Below are 18,726 nucleotides of genomic sequence, written 5' to 3'. Positions count from 1 at the left end.
TCATCGTGAACAAAAAAAATCGCTCACGATGCCCTTCGGCTCTGGATTACACTGTGCCCACTTTGGGGAGCGTCAATCGACCTTATCCTAAAAATTCTTGGTATTACTCTCTTTGACAGGGTCTTAAATGGGTAAGATAGTTGCCATGCTGGCGATATGCCTAGCATTGCCGCTGGCGGCGTGCAAATCGTCCGCCAGTGAGTCCGGTACTGCGCCGCGCAGCGGCGTCAATAGTCTGCTGGGATCGCAGGTCTATATTCAAATCTTCAAGGAAGAGCGTCAGCTGGAGCTGTATGCCAAAGTACAGGACAAATACCAGCTGGTAAAAAGCTTCCCGATCTGTAAGTTTTCCGGCGGTCTGGGCCCCAAGCGCACCGAAGGGGACTTTAAGAGCCCGGAGGGCTTCTACCAAATCGACGCCCGTCATCTGAAGCCCGATAGCCGCTATTATCAGGCCATCAACATCGGCTATCCGAACAGCTTCGATCAGTCCCACGGCTATTCCGGTAAATACCTGATGATCCACGGTGACTGCGTGTCGGTCGGCTGCTATGCCATGACCAACGACGGCATCTCGGAAATTTACCGCTATGTGCAGAGCGCATTCCGCCGCGGCCAGACGCTGGTCAATATCAATATCTATCCGTTCCGGATGACCGACAAGAACATGCAGCGCCACCGTAACTCCAGCTACATCGGCTTCTGGCGCCAGCTGCAGCCGGGCTATCAGTACTTTGCCCAGCACGCGCTGCCGCCGCAGGTCAACGTGCAGGATGGCCGCTACGTGGTCAACGGCCCGCTGCCGGGCAGCGATGCGCCGTCACGCCTGGCGTTCACCCAGGCAGAATAGGACATACTCCCCCGGCGCGATGCGCTGCCAGGACTCATCGCAGGTCAGCGGCTGGGTCGCAATCACCGAAACGACGTCGTTCGGCGTCGTTTCGGCCTGAAAATCGATCGCCACATCCTCATCCACCAGCGTCGCCTTGCCAAACGGCGCGCGCCGGGTGATCCAGTGCAGATGGGTGCTGCAGTAGGCCATCACATAGCGGCCGTCCGACAGCAGCATGTTGAACACCCCACGCTCGCGCAGCGCATCGGCGCAGTCGGCGATAAAGCGGAACAATTCCGCGGCACTCTCGGGCTCCGTCGGATAGCGCTCCTGCAATCGATGCAGCAGCCAGCAAAAGGCGTATTCGCTATCGGTCTGCCCTACCGGGCAATACCTCCCCGTCGGCAGCGACAGATAGCCCTCAAGCTGTCCGTTATGGGCGAAAGTCCAGTTACGCCCCCACAGCTCGCGGGTAAACGGGTGGGTATTCTCTAACGAGACGGCCCCCCGGTTAGCCTGACGCACATGGGAGACGACGGCGCAGGATTTGATCGGGTACTCGCGCACCAGGCGGGCTATCGGTGAGCTGTGGCTGGGCTGCGGATCTTTAAAGGTCCGACAGCCTTTCCCCTCGTAAAAGGTGATCCCCCAGCCATCCTTGTGTGGACCGGTACGGCCACCGCGCAGCGCCAGCGCGGTAAAGCTAAAGCAGATATCCGTCGGCACGTTGGCGCTCATGCCCAGCAGTTCACACATTCCCGCTCCTTATCGCGGGACAGGCGCCGCCTGCCCCATCGCCGTCAGGCTGACGCCATCTCTTTTTCGATCAGTTGAATCATAATATGGATCGCCTTGATGTGGATCTCCTGGATACGATCGGCGTAGCCGAAGTGCGGCACCCGGATCTCCACGTCGGCGCTGCCGGCCATCTTGCCGCCGTCTTTCCCGGTCAGGGTGATCACCTGCATCCCCTTGGCGCGCGCGGCCTCGATGGCCTTGATGATGTTGCCGGAGTTGCCCGACGTCGAGATCCCCAGCAGCACGTCCCCTTCACGCCCAACGGCCTCGACGTAGCGCGAAAAGACATAGTCATAGCCGAAGTCGTTGCTGACACAGGAGAGATGGCTGGGATCGGAGATGGCGATCGCCGGATACCCGGGGCGATTCTCCCGATAGCGCCCGGTCAGCTCCTCGGCAAAGTGCATCGCATCGCAGTGGGAGCCGCCGTTGCCGCAGGAGAGTACCTTACCGCCGGCCTTAAAAGAGGCAGCCAGCAGCTGCGCTGCCCGCTGGATGGCCAGGATGTTGGCCTCGTCGGCCAGGAAATTATTCAGTGTCTGCGCCGCTTCGTTCAGCTCGCTACGAATCAGATCTTGATACATGGGCACGCCTCGTCAATGAGTTCAATACGGATACCCCTGCAGTGTAACGGATTGACCAGGCGACGAGAAGCAAGGCGGGCGCGCTTTCCCGCCGCGGCGCTATTTTCTTTTTCGAACGAAAAATGATTATATTCGAACAAAATACCGCCCCGCGGGGAGCGGGCCGGCGGCGCAGCGAGAAAGGAGACGGTCGACGGCGCCGCAGAAGGCGACGCCGCTAGCGGAGAGCGCCGCAGCGCCCCGGGGGTCAGATAGCCTCTTCGTCCTGCTCGCCGGTGCGGATACGAACGACCCGCGCCACGTCGTAGACAAAAATCTTGCCGTCGCCGATCTTGCCGGTCTGCGCCGTCTGCATGATGGTCTCAACGCAGGTATCGACGATATCGTCGGCCACCACGATCTCCAGCTTCACCTTGGGCAGGAAATCCACCATATACTCTGCGCCGCGGTACAGCTCGGTGTGTCCCTTCTGGCGGCCAAACCCTTTGACTTCGGTTACCGTCATCCCGGTAATGCCGACTTCGGCCAGCGCTTCACGCACGTCATCCAGCTTGAACGGCTTAATAATCGCATCAATTTTTTTCATCACTGCTCCTCAGTCACCAGTTTTTGCGGCCAAAGCCGGAGGTAATCGGATAACGGCGATCTTTGCCAAAGTTACGCGCCGTAATGCGCGGCCCCACGGCGGCCTGGCGGCGCTTGTATTCGTTGATATCCACCAGACGAATCACCTTACGCACCACCGCCTCATCGAAGCCGTCGGCCACCAGCTGCGCCACCGACTTGTCCTGTTCGACGTAGCCCTGCAGGATAGCATCCAGAATATCATAGGGCGGCAGGCTATCCTGATCGACCTGATCCGGCGCCAGCTCGGCGGAGGGCGGCCTGTCGATGACCCGCTGCGGGATGGCCGGCGAGAGGGTATTGCGGTAGCGCGCCAGCTGGAACACCAGCGTCTTCGGCACATCTTTCAGCACGTCAAAGCCGCCGGCCATATCGCCGTACAGCGTGGCATAGCCGACCGCCATCTCACTCTTGTTGCCGGTGGTCAGCACCAGACGACGGCGCTTGTTCGACAGCGCCATCAGCACCACGCCGCGGCAGCGCGCCTGGAGGTTCTCCTCCGTCGTATCGCGCTCGGTACCGGCGAACATCGGCGCCAGCTGTCCCATAAAGGCATCGAACATCGGCTCGATGGAGAGGATGTCAAACTCGACCCCCATCGCCAGCGCCTGCGCTTGGGCATCGGCAACGCTGATGTCGGCCGTGTAGCGAAACGGCATCATCACCGCCTGCACCTGCGCCTTGCCCAGCGCATCCACCGCGATAGCCAGCGTCAGCGCGGAGTCGATCCCGCCTGACAGCCCCAGCACCGCGCCCTGGAAACCGTTCTTACCAACGTAGTCACGCACCGCCAGCACCAGCGCCTGGTAGATCTGCGCCAGCGGCGGCAGCTCCGCCGCCGGCGAGGCCATCGGCAGCAGGCGTCCATCGTCCAGGCGAACCTGGGTCACCTGCTCGTCGAAGGCGGCCAGACGGTGCGTCAGCGCGCCGCGGGCGTCAAAGGCCTTGGAGCAGCCGTCGAACACCAGCTCATCCTGCCCGCCCACCTGATTGAGGTACAGCAGCGGCAGGCCGGTACGGCGGCAGTGATCCGCCAGCAGGGTATTGCGTATATAGGGCTTTTCGCGGTTATAAGGCGAGGCGTTAATGGTCAGCAGCACTTCGGCCCCGGCGGCGGCCAGCGCATCGACCGGCGCATCGAACCACACGTCCTCACAGATCAGCAGCCCCAGGCGGTAGCCCTTCAGGGTGACGGTGCACGGGGTATCCCCGGCGCTAAAGTAGCGTTTCTCATCGAACACGCCGTAGTTGGGCAGACACTGCTTGTAGTAGCAGGCCAGCAGGCGTCCTTCGGCAAACACCGACAGGGCGTTATACAGGCACTCGCCGTCGCGCCACGGGTGGCCCACGATCACGGCGATCTCGGCGGAGGCCTGCTGCAGGCGCGCGAGCTGACGCTGACAGCGCTGATGAAAATCATCGCGATACAGCAGATCCTCCGGCGGGTAGCCGCAGAGCGCCAGCTCAGAGAACATCACGACGTCGGCGCCCGCCTGCTGCTGCTGCGCCAGGGTGGCCAGCATACGCTCGGCGTTGCCTTCGATGTCACCGACCAGCAGATTCAGCTGGGCCAGTGCGATGGAGAGGGTTCGACTCATAAATACTCACTGTCCGATATGCCGCAGGGCGCCGCACGCGGCATACCGCAGCCTGACTGATAAAAATCCGCAGGGAGTGTAAATCATTCCGGCGACTTTGTTTAGCGGCAGCGGCGGGCGATCCCCGCCGCGTGAGAGATAATTAGGCGATTACTCTTTGAAATCATTAGGATCTAGCTCATGACGCGACAGCAGCTTATAAAACTCGGTGCGGTTGCGCCCGGCCATGCGCGCCGCATGGGTCACGTTTCCTTTGGTGATCTGCAGCAGCTTACGCAGGTAGTGCAGCTCAAAGTGGTGGCGCGCCTCGACAAAGGTCGGCAGCGCCGTATTTTCGCCCTGTAGCGCCTGCTCCACCAGCGCCTCGCCGATCACCGGCGCCGTCGTCAGCGCCACGCACTGCTCGATGACATTGACCAGCTGACGCACGTTGCCCGGCCAGCTGGCGCTCATCAGCGCCTTCATCGCGCCGCTGGAGAAGCTGCGCACCAGCGGCTTATGGCGCTCGGCGGCCTGACGCAGCAGGTGGGCAGCCAGCAGCGGAATATCCTCCGGGCGCTGGTTCAGCGCCGGCAGGCGCAGGGAGACCACGTTGAGGCGATAGAACAGATCCTCGCGAAACTCCCCCAGCTCCATCGCCTTGGGCAGGTTGCGGTGGGTGGCGGAGATGATGCGCACGTCGATATCGAGGTCGCGGTTGCTGCCCAGCGGACGTACCTTACGCTCCTGCAGCACCCGCAGCAGCTTCACCTGCAGCGTCAGGGGCATATCGCCGATCTCATCCAGAAACAGCGTGCCGCCGGCGGCGGCCTGAAACAGCCCTTCACGGCTGCTGACGGCGCCGGTAAAGGCGCCCTTGGCATGGCCAAACAGCTCTGACTCCAGCAGCTGCTCCGGCAGCGCGCCGCAGTTGATGGCGATAAAGGCCTTTCCAGCGCGCGGACTGGCGCGGTGGATCGCCCGCGCCAGCAGCTCTTTGCCGGTCCCGCTCTGGCCGTTGATCAGGACGCTGACGTCCGACTGGGCCACCATGCGCGCCTGCTCCAGCAGACGCAGCATCAGCGGGCTGCGGGTCACAAATGCCTGACGCCATGCGTCATCGCCCCCCTGCGGCATCGACTGCGCCAGCGCATCGTCGATGGCGCGGTACAGGGCGTCGCGATCGACCGGCTTGGTCAAGAAGCTGAAGACCCCCTGCTGGGTGGCCGCCACGGCGTCCGGTATCGACCCGTGAGCAGTCAGAATGATCACCGGTAGCCCCGGCTGACGTCGCTGAATTTCGCTGAACAGCGCCAGGCCATCCATCTCGTCCATGCGCAGATCGCTGATCACCAAATCGATGGGATCGCGGGCCAACAGACGCAGCGCCTCTTGGCCGCTGGCGGCGGTCGTTACCCGAAACCCCTCGCTGCTCAGGCGCATGCCCAGCAGCTTCAGCAGGCTGGGATCATCATCGACCAGCAGCAGGCTGGCAGAGTGGGCGGATGTCATCCGTTAGGGCTCCTTGCTCATGTCGCCACCGGCCGGCGCCGGGAGGCTTCCCTTCGCCTCCGGGACCATCTGCTTGCGCGATGACAGCTGGCGTTCAATATCGGTTAGGTTTTCCAGCTTACGCTGCGTCTCATCCAGACGCGCCTGCAGCAGCTGGCGCTCATCGCGCAGGCTCTCCAGCTGCGTCTCACTGGCGGAGAGCAGCCGCTGATAGCGGGCCCGCTCCTCCTGCAGGGCGATCGCCTGCGCCTGCTGGGCGCGCCACAGCTGCACCAGCGGCTGCAGCGCCGGCGGGATCTGGCCGTCTAGACTCGCCAGACGATCGAGGATCTGGCGCCGCTCGGCCACGCTGGGGTCGGCGCGTCCCACCAGTAGGCTCTGCTTCAGGGCCGCCTGCCAGCTTTCCCCGCCCAGTCGATGCGCCTGCGCCCGCGCCTGAGTTCGGTTCAGGCGCTCTGCGCAGGTCATGGCGCGCAGCCAGTACAGGCCGTTCCCCATCGCCTGAGCGGACTGCTCCTGCCACAGCGTATCGCAGGCGGCGTGCTGGTAGTCGCGCATCACCGGCGTACCGGCGCAGGTTCGCACCTCGGCGGGCTCCACGGCGCGATCGCCGCCGCGGCTACAGCCGCCGAGCAGCAGCAGCGTCATCAGCCACAGGAGCACAGGCTGTCGCCGCCGCAGACGGCCGCAGTTCGAGGGAGACGGAAGGGGTAAGAACCACATACTCATGCTTGGTGTTATCTCGCTATCGGGAGTTCAATGCGGAAGCAGACGTCGGCATCGGCGTCGGCGACCAGGCGCAGATCGCCGTGCATCCGGCGCAGCGAATCGCGGGCGATGCTCAGGCCGAGGCCGCTGCCCTTGACGGCGCCTTTGCGCTGATGACTCCCCTGAAAAAAAGGCTCAAAAATCATCGCGTGCTCGTTGGCCGGGATCGGAGCACCGCTGTTGGCGACCTCGATCACCAGACGCTCCCCTTCCCTGCGAGTGCGCAGCCAAATGGTACCGGATTCCGCGCCATAGTGCACCGCATTGGAATAGAGATTCTCCAGCACCCGCTCCAGCAGCACCGGCTGCGCGCGGCAGTGGGTCTCATCCAGCGCGTAGCGCGTCTGGATATTCTTGGCCCGCGCCGGCAGGCGGTGGGCGGCGACCACCCGCTCCAGCAGCGCGGCCAGATCCAGCTGGGCGGACTCCGGCGGCGCATCGGCCAGGCGGCGGTTATAGTCCAGCAGCTGTTCGATCAGCACCTGCAGGCGGCGGCTGCTGTCATCCAGAATCGCCACCACCTCGCGCTGATCCGCGCTCAGCGGTCCGGCGACCCCGTCCGCCAGCAGTTCGGTGCCCTCTCGCAGGCTGGCCAGCGGGGTCTTTAGCTCATGGGAGAGATGGCGCAAAAACTCATGGCGCTGGGACTCCAGCCAGGCCAGCCGATCGCTGAGCCACAGAATGCGCTGCGCCAGCGTACGAATTTCACGCGGCCCGCGAAAGGGGGGACACGCCTGCAGGCTCAGCCCCTCCCCCAGGCGCCGGATCATGCGCTCTACCCCCTTCACCGGGCCGATGATCATGCGAGTAAACAGCGCCACCAGCAGCACGCTGACCAGAAACAGCACCAGCGCCTGCCAGCCAAAGTAGCGGCCGCGCTCGGCGATCGCCTGCTGCAGCTGCTGGCCTCGGCCAAACAGCACGTTACGGGTCGCCTGCACCATCGCGCCGTTGGCGCGGGAAAACTGGGCCAGCTGGCCGTCGGCGATCGCCAGCGGCATGCTGTTCTCACAGCGCGGCGCGGCCAGCTGCCGCAGCAGGCTATCCAGCTGCGCGTAGTCGCTGCCGCCGGGCAGCAGCGCGGCGTGGCGCTCCAGCAGCTGACGGTACTGGGCGTGCTGACGCTGATACAGCGCCGCCAGCGTCTCATCCCCCAGCACGCAGTACTGACGATAGCTACGCTCCATCTCCAGCGCCAGCGCGGCCATCGCCTCGCTGCGGCGGGCGTCGCTCAGGGTGGTATGGTTGATATCCGCCGCCTGGGCGCTCAGGTGATTCAGACTCTGGTAGGCCTGGTAGGCCAGCACCAGCAGGGGCAGCAGCACCAGCAGAAAGGCCAACAGCACCAGCTGGCGCAGCGAACGGGGAAACAGGGGCCACGGCATGACGGCATCACTCCCAAAGGTCAAAGGGGGTCGCCACAGGCTAACCGAACGGCCATAACGGGAAAAGCCCGGCGGCGGGAACCGGCGGGCCTGATGGCGTGCCGACGGGACAGCGGCCCCGTCGCGCGGCCTGCGCCTTATCGGCACAGGGCAGAATAGGTGGCGCCTCACTCAACGTGTCGTCCTGTGCCTGATAAAGCGCCGAAGCGACTGTTATCGATATTTCCGGACGGTAGGCACCGTGCTAATGGCGTCATTCAATGTTTTATGGAGCCGGCCATAACTGGCGCTGACATAAAGGGCCGAATGAGCAACCACTAATATGGTTACATAACTCACTCAAAATAAAAAGTGGTCACGATTAATATTTTGTAATATTAGGAGCAATCCCAGCGCCGCGCCAACCGCAGCGCCGCGTTTTTTCCGCGCGCGGCAAACGGCAGAAAAAAAGCGGCCCGAAGGCCGCTCGCTATCCCCCGGGCGACTCAGCCCAGCGCGCGCCGCGCATTGCGGAACATGCGCAGCCACGGGCCATCCTCGCCCCACTCGGCGGGGTGCCAGGAGTTGCTCACCGTGCGGAATACCCGCTCCGGGTGCGGCATCATCACCGTCGCCCGCCCGCTCTGCGTGGTCAGGGCGGTGATCCCGTTGGGGGAGCCGTTCGGGTTGGCCGGGTAGCGTTCGGTAACCTGCGCAAAGTTGTCGACATAGCGCAGCGCGACCAGATTCTGCTGCTCCAGCGCCGTCAGGTGAGCCTCATCGCGCACCTCGACCCGCCCCTCGCCGTGGGAGACGGCGATCGGCAGGCGCGACCCGGCCATCCCCTGCAGGAACAGCGACGGGCTGTCGCTGACCTCGACCAGGCTGAAACGGGCCTCAAAGCGCTCGGACTCGTTGCGGACAAAGCGCGGCCACAGCTCGGCGCCCGGGATCAGCGAACGCAGGTTAGACATCATCTGGCAGCCGTTACACACCCCCAGCGCCAGCGTATCCGGACGCAGGAAGAAGGCGCTGAACTGGTCGCGAGCGCGGGCGTTGAACAGAATCGACTTGGCCCAGCCCTCTCCGGCGCCCAGCACATCCCCGTAGGAGAACCCGCCGCAGGCCACCAGCCCCTGGAATGTCGCTAGCGTCGTCCGCCCGGACAGGATGTCGCTCATGTGCACATCCTGCGCCTCAAACCCGGCGCGATGGAACGCGGCGGCCATCTCGACGTGTGAGTTCACCCCCTGCTCTCGTAGCACCGCCAGGCGCGGACGTGCGCCGCGGGCGATGAAGGGCGCCGCGATATCCTCCTGCGGATCGAAGCTCAGGGTCACGTTAAGGCCGGGATCCTCCTCCACCAGCTTGGCCTGATGCTCCTGATCGGCGCAGAGGGGGTTATCGCGCAGGCGCTGCATCTGCCAGGTGGTTTCTGCCCACCAGGCGCGCAGCGTAGAGCGCGGCTCGTCATACACCGTCTGTCCACCACGCTGGATCCGCAGGCGGTCACCCGGCAGCGCCCGACCGATCTCGTGGCTGACCGCCGCCAGGCCGTGCTCCGCCAACAGCGCCTGCGCCGCCGCCAGATCGCGGCGCGCCACCTGGATCACCGCCCCCAGCTCCTCGCTGAACAGCGCCGCCAGCGCATCGTCGCCCAGCGCGGCGATATCGATATCCAGCGCACAGTGGCCGGCAAAGGCCATCTCGGCCAGGGTGACCAGCAGTCCGCCGTCGCCGCGATCGTGGTAGGCCAGCAGCAGCCCCTGCGCCACCAGCGCCTGCATCGCGCTAAAAAAGCCCGCCAGCTGCGCTGCATCGCGTACGTCGGCGGGCGTATCCCCCAGCTGGCGATACACCTGCGCCAGCGCGCTGCCCCCCAGCGCGTTGCGACCGGCGCCCAGATCGATCAGCAGCAGCGCGTTATCCTGCGCGGGCTGCAGCTGCGGCGTTACCGTACGCCGCACATCCTCTACCCGGGCGAACGCGGTGATCACCAGCGACAGCGGCGCAGTCATCTCCCGCGTCTCGCCCTCCTGCTGCCAACGTGTCTTCATGGACATGGAGTCCTTGCCGACCGGAATAGTCAGCCCCAGCGCCGGACACAGATCCTCACCTATCGCCTTCACCGCCTGATACAGGCCGGCGTCCTCGCCGGGATGCCCCGCCGCCGCCATCCAGTTGGCGGAGAGCTTGATCCGCTTAATATCGCCGATGTAGCAGGCCGCCAGGTTGGTCAGCGCCTCTCCCACCGCCAGGCGGGCCGAGGCGGCGAAGTCCAGCAGCGCCACCGGGGCGCGTTCCCCCAGCGACATCGCCTCGCCGTAGTAGCTGTCCAGACTGGCGCTGGTCACGGCGCAGTCGGCCACCGGAACCTGCCACGGGCCCACCATCTGGTCGCGGGCGACCATGCCGGTCACGCTGCGATCGCCGATGGTGATCAGGAAGGTTTTCTCCGCCACCGCCGGCAGGTGCATCACCCGGCGCACCGCCTCGGCCAGCACGATGCCGTCGCGATCCAGGGCGTGCCCCGTGGCCCGCAGGGTTTCCACCGTGCGCGTCATCTTCGGCGTTTTCCCCAGCAGCACGTCGAGAGGCATGTCGATGGGGCGATTGTCAAAGTGGCGATCGCTCAGGGTCAGCTCTCGCGCCTCCGTCGCCTCGCCGATCACTGCATAGGGGGCACGCTCACGCTCGCAGATGGCGGCAAAGCGCGCCAGATCCTGCGGCGCCACCGCCAGGACATAGCGCTCCTGCGATTCGTTGCACCACAGCGCCAGCGGGCTCATGCCCGCCTCGTCGTTGGGAATGTCGCGCAGCTCAAAGCGGCCGCCGCGGCCGCCGTCGCTCACCAGCTCCGGCATGGCGTTGGAGAGGCCGCCGGCGCCCACATCGTGGATAAAGCGGATCGGGTTGGCATCGCCCAGCTGCCAGCAGCGGTCGATGACCTCTTGGCAGCGGCGCTCCATCTCCGGGTTATCGCGCTGTACCGAGGCGAAGTCGAGATCGGCATCGGACTGACCGGAGGTCATCGACGAGGCGGCGCCGCCCCCCAGGCCGATATTCATCGCCGGACCGCCCAGCACGATCAGGCAGTCGCCGGCGGCGATATCCCCCTTCTGCACGTGCTCGGCGCGAATGTTGCCGAGGCCGCCCGCCAGCATGATCGGCTTGTGGTAGCCGCGCAGCTCCGCGCCGTTATGGCTGTCGACCCGCTCCTCATAGGTGCGGAAGTAACCCAGCAGCGCCGGGCGCCCAAACTCGTTGTTAAACGCCGCGCCGCCCAGCGGTCCGTCGGTCATGATATTCAGCGCGCTAACGATGCGCGCCGGGCGGCCAAAGTCCTGCTCCCAGGGCTGTTCGAATCCCGGGATGCGCAGGTTGGAGACGGAGAAGCCGACCAGCGCCGCCTTTGGCTTGGCGCCGCGCCCCGTCGCCCCCTCGTCGCGGATCTCCCCGCCGGATCCGGTCGCGGCCCCCGGCCAGGGCGAGATCGCCGTCGGGTGGTTGTGGGTCTCCACCTTCATCAGAATGTGCGCCGGCTCCTGATGGAAGTCATAGCAGCCGCTGTCGGCGTCGGCAAAGAAGCGCCCCACCGCGGAGCCTTCCATGACCGCCGCGTTGTCCTTATAGGCGGACAGCACATGCTCCGGCGTCTGCTGATAGGTGTTTTTAATCATCTGGAACAGCGATTTATCCTGCGGCTGCCCGTCGATAACCCAGTCGGCGTTAAAAATCTTGTGGCGGCAGTGCTCCGAGTTGGCCTGGGCGAACATATACAGCTCGACGTCGCTCGGGTTGCGCTCCAGGCGGGTAAAGGCGTTTAGCAGGTAGTCCATCTCATCCTGCGCCAGCGCCAGCCCCAGCCGCTGGTTGGCCTCCTCCAGCGCGGCCCGTCCCCCGCCAAGGATATCCACATACTGCACCGGCTGCGGCGTATGCTGCTCAAACAGCTGCTCGGCCTGCTCCAGCGCAGTGAAGACCCGCTCCATCATGCGGTCGTGCAGCCGATCGCACAGCGTCTGCCACTGCGCCTGATCCAGCGCTTCGGCCTCAATGTAGTAAGCCAGACCGCGCTCCAGCCGACGGATCTGCGCCAGCCCGCAGTGACGGGCGATATCCGTCGCCTTGGATGACCAGGGGGAGATCGTGCCCGGGCGCGGCGTGACCAGCAGCAGCCGTCCTGACTGCGGGCGGGCAGCCTGCGACGGCCCGTAGGTCAGCAGCTGGCGCAGCGTATCGTGCGCCGCCGGATCCAGCGGCGCGCTGACGTCGGCAAAGTGAATGTACTCAGCGTAAATCGCGTCGACGGGCAGGGACGCGTCGCGGCAGGCAGACAGCAGCTGGTTAACACGAAAGGCCGATAAAGCGGGGGAGCCGCGCAGAATTTCCATGATGATTTGATTCTCTCGTCTGCGAGGAAGCTGTTTACAGCCGCCTCAATGGGCGAAACAGGGGGAAACCGGGCGCCATTATAGTGAATCTCCCACGCCGACGAAACCGTTTGCGTAGCCTTTCTTGTAAAGATCGCGATCGGCTCATTTATTGCCCAATAATGCGGTTAAAGTTGCACGCTGGCGTTTTGTTAAGCAAAATGCGCCTGCCTGATTGGCTTTACCTTTATTCCACTTTTAACACCAGCAACCGCATCCCGCTAGACCGTCATGGGATAACTATTTGAAACGTATAAAATATAATTATTACCTTATCGGTATTGTCTCCGCGCTTTTGGCGCTGGCGCTGTGGCCCAATATTCCGTGGCGCAGCGGTAATGAAAGCCAGCTACAGCAGATCCTCGACCGGGGAGAGCTGCGCGTCAGCACCATCGTCTCGCCGCTCACCTATCAGCGTGAGGGCAATGCGATCTCCGGCCTGGACTATGAGCTGGCCAAACGCTTCGCCGACTATCTGGGCGTGAAGCTGCGCGTCACCGTGCGCCCTACGCTGCCGGGTCTGTTTGACGATCTGGATGGACAGGATGCTGATATGGTCGCCGCCGGACTGCTGTACAACAGCGCGCGGCTGCACCGCTATCGCACCGGGCCGACCTATTACTCCGTCTCCCAACAGCTGGTCTACCGCCAGGGCAAAGTGCGCCCGCGTAACCTGGGCGATCTCAGCGGCGCCCTGATGGTGCAGTCCGGCTCGGCCCATATCACCACCCTGGACCACTACCGCCAGCAAAAGTACCCTGGTCTGCAGTGGCAGAGCAGCGACAGCCTGTCGGCAACCGAGCTGCTTAAGCAGGTCGCCGAGGGCAAGCTGGACTATACGGTAGCGGACTCGATGGCCATCTCCCTGTTTCAGCGGATCCACCCGCAGGTGGCGGTCGCCTTCGATATCAGCGATGAAGAGCCGGTCATGTGGTATCTCAACCGCAGCGAGGATGACAGCCTGTACGCGGCGATGCTGGACTTCTTCAGCCAGAGCGCTGAAGACGGCACCCTGGCGCGCCTAGAGGAGAAATATATCGGCCACGTCGGCAGCTTTGACTACGTCGATACGCGTACGTTCCTCTCCGCGATCGATAGCGTGCTGCCGTCGCTGCAGGACTTTTTTACCCAGCATGCGCGCAAAATGGACTGGCGGCTGCTGGCCGCGATCGCTTACCAAGAGTCGCACTGGAACCCCCAGGCCACGTCGCCGACCGGCGTACGCGGGCTGATGATGCTGACCCGCGCCACCGCCGAGGGGCTGGGGGTGAAAGATCGTCTCGATCCGGAGGAGAGCATCGCCGGCGGCTCGCTGTACCTCGAACGGCTGATGGAGAGGCTGCCGGAGAGCATTCCGCAGGATGAGCGGATTTGGTTCGCCCTGGCCGCCTACAATATGGGCTATGGGCACATGCTGGATGTCCGCCAGCTGACCCAAAAACAGGGAGCCAATCCCGACAGCTGGGCCGATGTCAAACAGCGCCTGCCGCTGCTGAGCCAAAAGAAATACTACCAGCGGCTGACCTACGGCTACGCGCGGGGACACGAAGCCTACCAGTACGTCGAAAACATTCGCCGCTATACCGTCAGCCTGCGCGGCTACCTGCAGGAGAAAGAGAAGCGAGAGGCGGCAGAAGCGACCCAGCTGGCGCTGCTCGGTCCGCGCTGAGCCGCGCCGGCCTCCGCTATTCTGCGTCGTCGCGCTCGGCGCTGCGCCGGGCGTCGCGCTCGGCCCTCTTCTGCGCCCGCCGCTGGCGAAAGAAATCGCTCAGCTGCGCCGCGCACGCGTCGGCCAACACGCCGCCGCACACCTCGATCCGGTGATTCATCCCCGGGTGCCCCAGGACATCCAGCAGCGACCCCGCCGCGCCGGTCTTGAGATCCGGCGCACCGTACACCAGCCGCCGAATGCGGCTGTGCACCATCGCCCCGGCGCACATCACACAGGGCTCCAGCGTCACGTACAGCGTCGCCTCCAGCAGACGATAATTCTGCATGATGGCCCCGCCCTGCTGCAGCGCCATGATCTCGGCGTGCGCGGTCGGATCGTGGCGGGTTATCGGCCGGTTCCACCCCTCGCCAATCACCCGATCGTTCAATACCAAAACGGCGCCGACCGGCACCTCGCCCTGCGCTCGGGCCTTTTCCGCCAGCTGCAGGGCATGGCGCATCCAGTCACTGTCATCGCGTTGCGTCACACGTTTCCCCTCTCTATTTCCGGCGCGCATTATACACAGCCCCTGCTCACCCGCCGCGCCTAATTGGCGCTATTGCCCAATTTCTCTGCGCGGGGGCGGACAGCCGCCGCGGCGCAGGCGTATGATACGCCGGCACCTGCCCGCCGTACCGATGGGGCAAAAGGGCACAGCCTAATTATTCTCAGGAGATATCTGGATGTTTGCACAAATTCGGCGCATGAAACAGGGCCTGCTGATGGCAGGCCTGCTGGCGACATCCGCCCCGCTGTGGGCGGCAGAGTACTGGATCGATGTCCGTGTACCGGAGCAATACCAGCAGGAGCACGTCAAGGGCGCTCACAATATTCCGCTCAAAAACCTGGCCCAGCGCATCGGCGCACTGACCCAGGACAAGAATGACACCCTGCACCTGTATTGCAACAGCGGACGCCAGTCAGGCCAGGCGGAAACGCTACTGCAGCAGATGGGCTATCGTCACGCCGTCAATGCGGGCGGGCTGGAGCAGGTCGCCGCGCACCAGCAAATGGTAAAATAGTAACACCCTGCGCGCGGCGGTCCGCCGCAATGCCGCCGCCGCGCCGCCGCATCGTTCAATGTCGACTTTTTATCCACTCAGTAAAAAAATCGCGTTAAGTCGACGTAAAATAGCAACGACATCGGCTAATTATGGCAATTTAATACAAAAAAACCTTAATTGTTAGTTTTCTAAACATTTAATTTTCATCATTCCGTGCGCGGGATCGCTGTAATAATTCATCGACAGGCTATCTTGGTTGTTAATTTAATAACATCTAAGGAGTTGTCGATGACGACCTCAACGTTTTTCATTCCCAGTGTAAATATGATTGGTCACGGTTGCCTGAACGAGGCGGCGGCGACGATGAAAGAGTACGGCTACCATCAGGCGCTGATCGTCACCGACAGCGTGCTCAGCCGTCTGGGCGTCGTCGGCGACGTGCAGGCGCTGCTGGCCAAGGTGGGCATTCAAAGCGCGGTGTATGACGGCACCCATCCCAATCCGACCACCGATAACGTCGCCGCAGGGCTGACGCTGCTGCGCGAACACGGCTGTGACTGCGTGATTTCGCTGGGCGGCGGCTCGCCCCACGACTGCGCCAAAGGCATCGCGCTGGTGGCGACCAACGGCGGGGATATTCGCGACTATGAGGGGGTCGATCGCTCACAGCACCCGCAGCTGCCGCTGATCGCCATTAACACCACCGCAGGTACCGCCTCGGAAATGACCCGCTTTTGCATCATCACCGACGTGCAGCGTCACATTAAGATGGCCATTGTCGACAAGCATGTCACCCCGATCCTTTCCGTCAACGATCCGCAGCTCATGCGCGGCATGCCTAAGGGGCTGACCGCCGCCACCGGGATGGACGCCCTGACCCACGCCGTCGAGGCCTATGTCTCTACCGCCGCGACCCCGATCACCGACGCCTGCGCGCTGAAGGCCATCACGATGATCAGCACCCATCTGCGCGACGCCGTCCGCAACGGCGACGATATGGCGGCGCGCGAAGCCATGGCCTATGCCCAGTTTCTGGCGGGGATGGCCTTTAACAATGCCTCTCTGGGGTATGTCCATGCGATGGCGCACCAGCTGGGCGGCTTCTACGATCTGCCGCACGGCGTCTGCAATGCGATACTGCTGCCCCACGTTCAGAGCTTCAACGCCCGCGCCTGCGCGGGGCGTCTGAAAGATATCGCGGCGGCGATGGGCGTTGCGGTTCAGGAGATGGACGACGAACAGGGCGCCGAAGCCTGCATCGCCGCAATCCGCGGCCTGGCCCACGACGTGGAGATCCCAGCGGGGCTGCGCGAGCTGAAGGTGCGTGAAGAGGATCTGGACACCCTGGCCAACAACGCCCTGAAGGATGCCTGCGGTCTCACCAACCCGATCCAGGCCAGCCATGCGGAGATCGTGGCGATCTTCCGCGCCGCGCTGTGATCCCCGGCCCCGCCGCCGGCGGGACCCTCGATTAAGGCAGGCGCCGCAGCGCGCCCTCCTTATCGACCCGATAGCGAAAGCGGCAGTGGCTCAGCACCACGTCATCCTGGCGGCTATCGCTATAGCCGCTGTACAGCTGCAGCGGACGCCCGAGACAGCGCTCTAGCTGCCGCACCTTTTCCCGCCCCAAACAGCGGCGCGTCAGCGTCCAACCGCCGAAGCGACGGCGCATCTGGGTGCCGATCAGCGTCACGCCCATCAGAATACCGCTGTCGCGATACACCTGCTCCACCAGCTGCTCAGGCGAGCCGGTCAGCAGCCAGACCCGCGTCATCGGACACGCCAAATAGTCATCCAGACGCGCCCGAACCTGGGGAAAGGGCTGAACCCGGCGGCGAAACTGCGCCACGAACCGCGTCTCCAGCCCCCGCAGGCGCCCTTCCGAGCGACCGGCGGTCATACTCCACAGCAGCAGACTGATCGGACGCCGCGCCGCCCGCCCGCCGAAGAGCAGCCCCAGCCCCACCGGCGGCAGGCACAGCAGCACCAGCGGCCAGTTCAGCGGTAGACGCCGCAGCATAAAGCGCAGAAAGCAGCCAAACAGATCCTGGCGGTGCAGCGTACCGTCCAGGTCAAAAAAGACCTGTCTGCGCACCGAATTTTCCCGCTGATGTATCACGACCGCCTCCCGTTACCCACGTCGAGTCTGCGTCGCTCGCGCTGACAAATTATGACGATGGCGTCATGATATGGCGTTTATGCCGCAAGCGAGGTTTCACCTCATAGGGCTGACTATGGCAAACTATCCCCTCGCATGCAAAGGGGACATTTATGAGCAGCTTGGTGAGAATAAAACAGCTTTATCATTCGCTGGCACAAAACGAGCGTAAGCTGGCCGATTTTATCCTCTCCTCGCCGGAGCAGCTGGGCAAGCTGAGCTCTCAAGAGCTGGCCAATACGCTCGGAATCAGCCAGTCCAGCGTAGTTAAGTTCGCCCAAAAGCTGGGTTTCCGCGGCTTTCCCGCGCTAAAGCAGGATATCTCGGCCCATCTGCTGCGTCATCAGGCGCCGGCTAACGAGGCCGCGCTCCAACACGGTATTCTACGCCACGATCCGCTCAAGGTGGTCGGCGAAAAGCTGATGGCAGAAAAGATCGCGGCGCTGCAGTCCACCCTGACCATCAACCATGAGGAGCAGCTGCAGCAGGCGCTGCGCATGCTGCTCAGCGCGCGGCGCATCGTCATTACCGGCCTCGGCGCCTCTGGTCTGGTGGCCAAGGACTTCGCCAATAAGCTGATGCAGATTGGCCTAGCGGCCTACGCCGAATCGGATGCCCATGTACAGATAGTCTGTGCCCAGGCCATGCAGCCGCAGGATCTCCTGATGGCCATCTCTTACAGCGGCGAACGAAAAGAGGTCAACATGGCCGCCGCAACGGCCCGGCGCCGCAGCGCTCAGGTGCTGGCCCTGACCGGCTTCTCCCCCAATCCCCTGCAGGAGCTGGCGTCGCTGACGCTGTACACCGTTATCGATGCCCACGCCGATCAGACGACCGCCATCTCCTCGCGCATTGCGCAAAGCGCCCTGACGGATCTGCTGTATATGGGGATCGTCCAGCAGAACGCGGAGCACGCCTGCCAGCATATCCGCAACAGCTGCGCGCTGGTCAAAACGCTGGAGTAAGCGGCGCAGAAAGGTTTTTCAATGTGCGGGGGAGTGTGCAAAAATACGCGGCATACGCGATCGCGCAGAGGAAGTTAATCACGCTATCTGCATGATATTTAAATTATATTTTTTAAGTGACTAGAATGGCGTTACTGATTACCAAGAAGTGCATCAACTGCGACATGTGCGAACCGGAGTGCCCCAATCAGGCGATCTCGATGGGGGAGCAAATTTACCAGATCGATCCGGCGCGCTGCACCGAATGCGTCGGTCACTACGACGAGCCGACCTGTATGAAGGTCTGCCCGATCGATAACACTATCATCCGCGATCCGGCGCACGCCGAAAGCGAAGAGCAGCTGTGGGACAAGTTTGTGCGACTGTACCACAGCGACGTCCTGTAAGCGGGCCGCC

The 18,726-nt window shown here is 63.5% G+C and carries 16 protein-coding genes; 6 read left to right on the top strand and 10 right to left on the bottom strand.

What is annotated here, in order from left to right; all coding sequences use genetic code 11:
• The first annotated feature begins 127 nt into the window (after nt 1-127).
• Nucleotides 128-850, top strand: coding sequence for a peptidoglycan meso-diaminopimelic acid protein amidase (dpaA, locus tag BRD58_RS04140; protein ID WP_012847649.1), 723 nt, complete (start codon nt 128-130; stop codon nt 848-850).
• Here dpaA and BRD58_RS04135 read toward each other — a convergent pair.
• The 8 genes from BRD58_RS04135 to purL all read right to left on the bottom strand — a co-directional run bounded on the left by BRD58_RS04135 (nt 821) and on the right by purL (nt 12,456).
• Nucleotides 821-1,588, bottom strand: coding sequence for a class II glutamine amidotransferase (locus BRD58_RS04135; protein WP_012847648.1), 768 nt, complete (start codon nt 1,586-1,588; stop codon nt 821-823). The two genes, dpaA and BRD58_RS04135, sit on opposite strands and share 30 nt — an antisense overlap.
• A 44-nt stretch (nt 1,589-1,632) precedes the next feature.
• Complete coding sequence (lpcA, locus tag BRD58_RS04130) at nt 1,633-2,214, bottom strand: D-sedoheptulose 7-phosphate isomerase (RefSeq protein WP_012847647.1); 582 nt, start codon at nt 2,212-2,214, stop codon at nt 1,633-1,635.
• Nucleotides 2,215-2,461: 247 nt separating this feature from the next.
• A complete protein-coding gene (gene glnB, locus BRD58_RS04125; RefSeq protein ID WP_005283058.1) occupies nt 2,462-2,800 on the bottom strand; it encodes a nitrogen regulatory protein P-II in 339 nt (112 codons plus the stop codon).
• A 13-nt stretch (nt 2,801-2,813) separates the two neighbouring features.
• A complete protein-coding gene (locus BRD58_RS04120) occupies nt 2,814-4,436 on the bottom strand; it encodes an NAD+ synthase (protein ID WP_073381622.1) in 1,623 nt (540 codons plus the stop codon).
• A 150-nt stretch (nt 4,437-4,586) separates the two neighbouring features.
• A complete protein-coding gene (gene glrR / locus BRD58_RS04115; protein ID WP_012847645.1) occupies nt 4,587-5,927 on the bottom strand; it encodes a two-component system response regulator GlrR in 1,341 nt (446 codons plus the stop codon).
• A 3-nt stretch (nt 5,928-5,930) separates the two neighbouring features.
• On the bottom strand, nt 5,931-6,590 hold the full coding sequence (gene qseG / locus BRD58_RS04110) for a two-component system QseEF-associated lipoprotein QseG (RefSeq protein ID WP_015461018.1): 660 nt from the start codon (nt 6,588-6,590) through the stop codon (nt 5,931-5,933).
• Between the two features lie 74 nt (nt 6,591-6,664).
• Nucleotides 6,665-8,080, bottom strand: a complete 1,416-nt coding sequence (locus BRD58_RS04105) for a sensor histidine kinase (protein ID WP_015461017.1) — start codon at nt 8,078-8,080, stop codon at nt 6,665-6,667.
• 485 nt (nt 8,081-8,565) lie between these two features.
• Nucleotides 8,566-12,456, bottom strand: a complete 3,891-nt coding sequence (gene purL, locus BRD58_RS04100) for a phosphoribosylformylglycinamidine synthase (protein WP_109579822.1) — start codon at nt 12,454-12,456, stop codon at nt 8,566-8,568.
• Nucleotides 12,457-12,736: 280 nt separating this feature from the next.
• On the opposite strand from purL, the gene mltF reads away from it, so the two are divergent.
• Nucleotides 12,737-14,161 carry a membrane-bound lytic murein transglycosylase MltF gene (gene mltF, locus BRD58_RS04095; protein WP_012847641.1) on the top strand — a complete coding sequence of 475 codons (1,425 nt, stop codon included), beginning with the start codon at nt 12,737-12,739 and terminating at the stop codon, nt 14,159-14,161.
• 16 nt (nt 14,162-14,177) lie between these two features.
• On the opposite strand, the gene tadA is transcribed toward mltF, so the two are convergent.
• Nucleotides 14,178-14,690 (bottom strand): tRNA adenosine(34) deaminase TadA, encoded by a 513-nt coding sequence (tadA, locus tag BRD58_RS04090; RefSeq protein WP_015461015.1) that lies wholly within the window; start codon nt 14,688-14,690, stop codon nt 14,178-14,180.
• Nucleotides 14,691-14,886: 196 nt separating this feature from the next.
• Here tadA and pspE point away from each other — a divergent pair, with 196 nt between their 5' ends.
• Complete coding sequence (gene pspE / locus BRD58_RS04085; RefSeq protein WP_012847639.1) at nt 14,887-15,225, top strand: thiosulfate sulfurtransferase PspE; 339 nt, start codon at nt 14,887-14,889, stop codon at nt 15,223-15,225.
• 270 nt (nt 15,226-15,495) lie between these two features.
• Nucleotides 15,496-16,647 carry an L-threonine dehydrogenase gene (gene yiaY, locus BRD58_RS04080; RefSeq protein ID WP_012847638.1) on the top strand — a complete coding sequence of 384 codons (1,152 nt, stop codon included), beginning with the start codon at nt 15,496-15,498 and terminating at the stop codon, nt 16,645-16,647.
• A gap of 31 nt (nt 16,648-16,678) precedes the next feature.
• Here the strand turns inward: yiaY and yfhb are convergent, their stop codons facing one another.
• Nucleotides 16,679-17,302: a phosphatidylglycerophosphatase C gene (gene yfhb, locus BRD58_RS04075; protein ID WP_012847637.1), complete on the bottom strand. Its 624-nt coding sequence runs from the start codon at nt 17,300-17,302 to the stop codon at nt 16,679-16,681.
• A 176-nt stretch (nt 17,303-17,478) separates the two neighbouring features.
• Here yfhb and BRD58_RS04070 point away from each other — a divergent pair, with 176 nt between their 5' ends.
• Both BRD58_RS04070 and BRD58_RS04065 read left to right on the top strand, forming a co-directional pair.
• The gene (locus tag BRD58_RS04070; RefSeq protein ID WP_015461014.1) at nt 17,479-18,330 is read left to right on the top strand and encodes a MurR/RpiR family transcriptional regulator; all 852 of its coding nucleotides are present in this window, start codon (nt 17,479-17,481) and stop codon (nt 18,328-18,330) included.
• 125 nt (nt 18,331-18,455) lie between these two features.
• Nucleotides 18,456-18,716: a YfhL family 4Fe-4S dicluster ferredoxin gene (locus tag BRD58_RS04065; RefSeq protein ID WP_012847635.1), complete on the top strand. Its 261-nt coding sequence runs from the start codon at nt 18,456-18,458 to the stop codon at nt 18,714-18,716.
• Nucleotides 18,717-18,726: the final 10 nt, after the last annotated feature.

This window comes from Edwardsiella piscicida, from assembly GCF_001896205.1.
Lineage (GTDB): Bacteria > Pseudomonadota > Gammaproteobacteria > Enterobacterales > Enterobacteriaceae > Edwardsiella > Edwardsiella piscicida.
The sequence above is the reverse complement of the archived record's forward strand: the minus strand, read 5'-3'. Positions and strand labels throughout refer to the sequence as shown.

Excerpts from the sequence above, each read along its gene's own strand:
- pspE (WP_012847639.1), top strand. The coding sequence starts at position 14,887 with ATGTTTGCACAAATTCGGCGCATGAAACAGGGCCTGCTGATGGCAGGC.
- BRD58_RS04070 (WP_015461014.1), top strand. The coding sequence starts at position 17,479 with ATGAGCAGCTTGGTGAGAATAAAACAGCTTTATCATTCGCTGGCACAA.
- dpaA (WP_012847649.1), top strand. The coding sequence starts at position 128 with ATGGGTAAGATAGTTGCCATGCTGGCGATATGCCTAGCATTGCCGCTG.
- glnB (WP_005283058.1), bottom strand. The coding sequence starts at position 2,800 with ATGAAAAAAATTGATGCGATTATTAAGCCGTTCAAGCTGGATGACGTG.
- yiaY (WP_012847638.1), top strand. The coding sequence starts at position 15,496 with ATGACGACCTCAACGTTTTTCATTCCCAGTGTAAATATGATTGGTCAC.
- BRD58_RS04105 (WP_015461017.1), bottom strand. The coding sequence starts at position 8,080 with ATGCCGTGGCCCCTGTTTCCCCGTTCGCTGCGCCAGCTGGTGCTGTTG.
- BRD58_RS04120 (WP_073381622.1), bottom strand. The coding sequence starts at position 4,436 with ATGAGTCGAACCCTCTCCATCGCACTGGCCCAGCTGAATCTGCTGGTC.
- lpcA (WP_012847647.1), bottom strand. The coding sequence starts at position 2,214 with ATGTATCAAGATCTGATTCGTAGCGAGCTGAACGAAGCGGCGCAGACA.
- BRD58_RS04065 (WP_012847635.1), top strand. The coding sequence starts at position 18,456 with ATGGCGTTACTGATTACCAAGAAGTGCATCAACTGCGACATGTGCGAA.
- glrR (WP_012847645.1), bottom strand. The coding sequence starts at position 5,927 with ATGACATCCGCCCACTCTGCCAGCCTGCTGCTGGTCGATGATGATCCC.
- BRD58_RS04135 (WP_012847648.1), bottom strand. The coding sequence starts at position 1,588 with ATGTGTGAACTGCTGGGCATGAGCGCCAACGTGCCGACGGATATCTGC.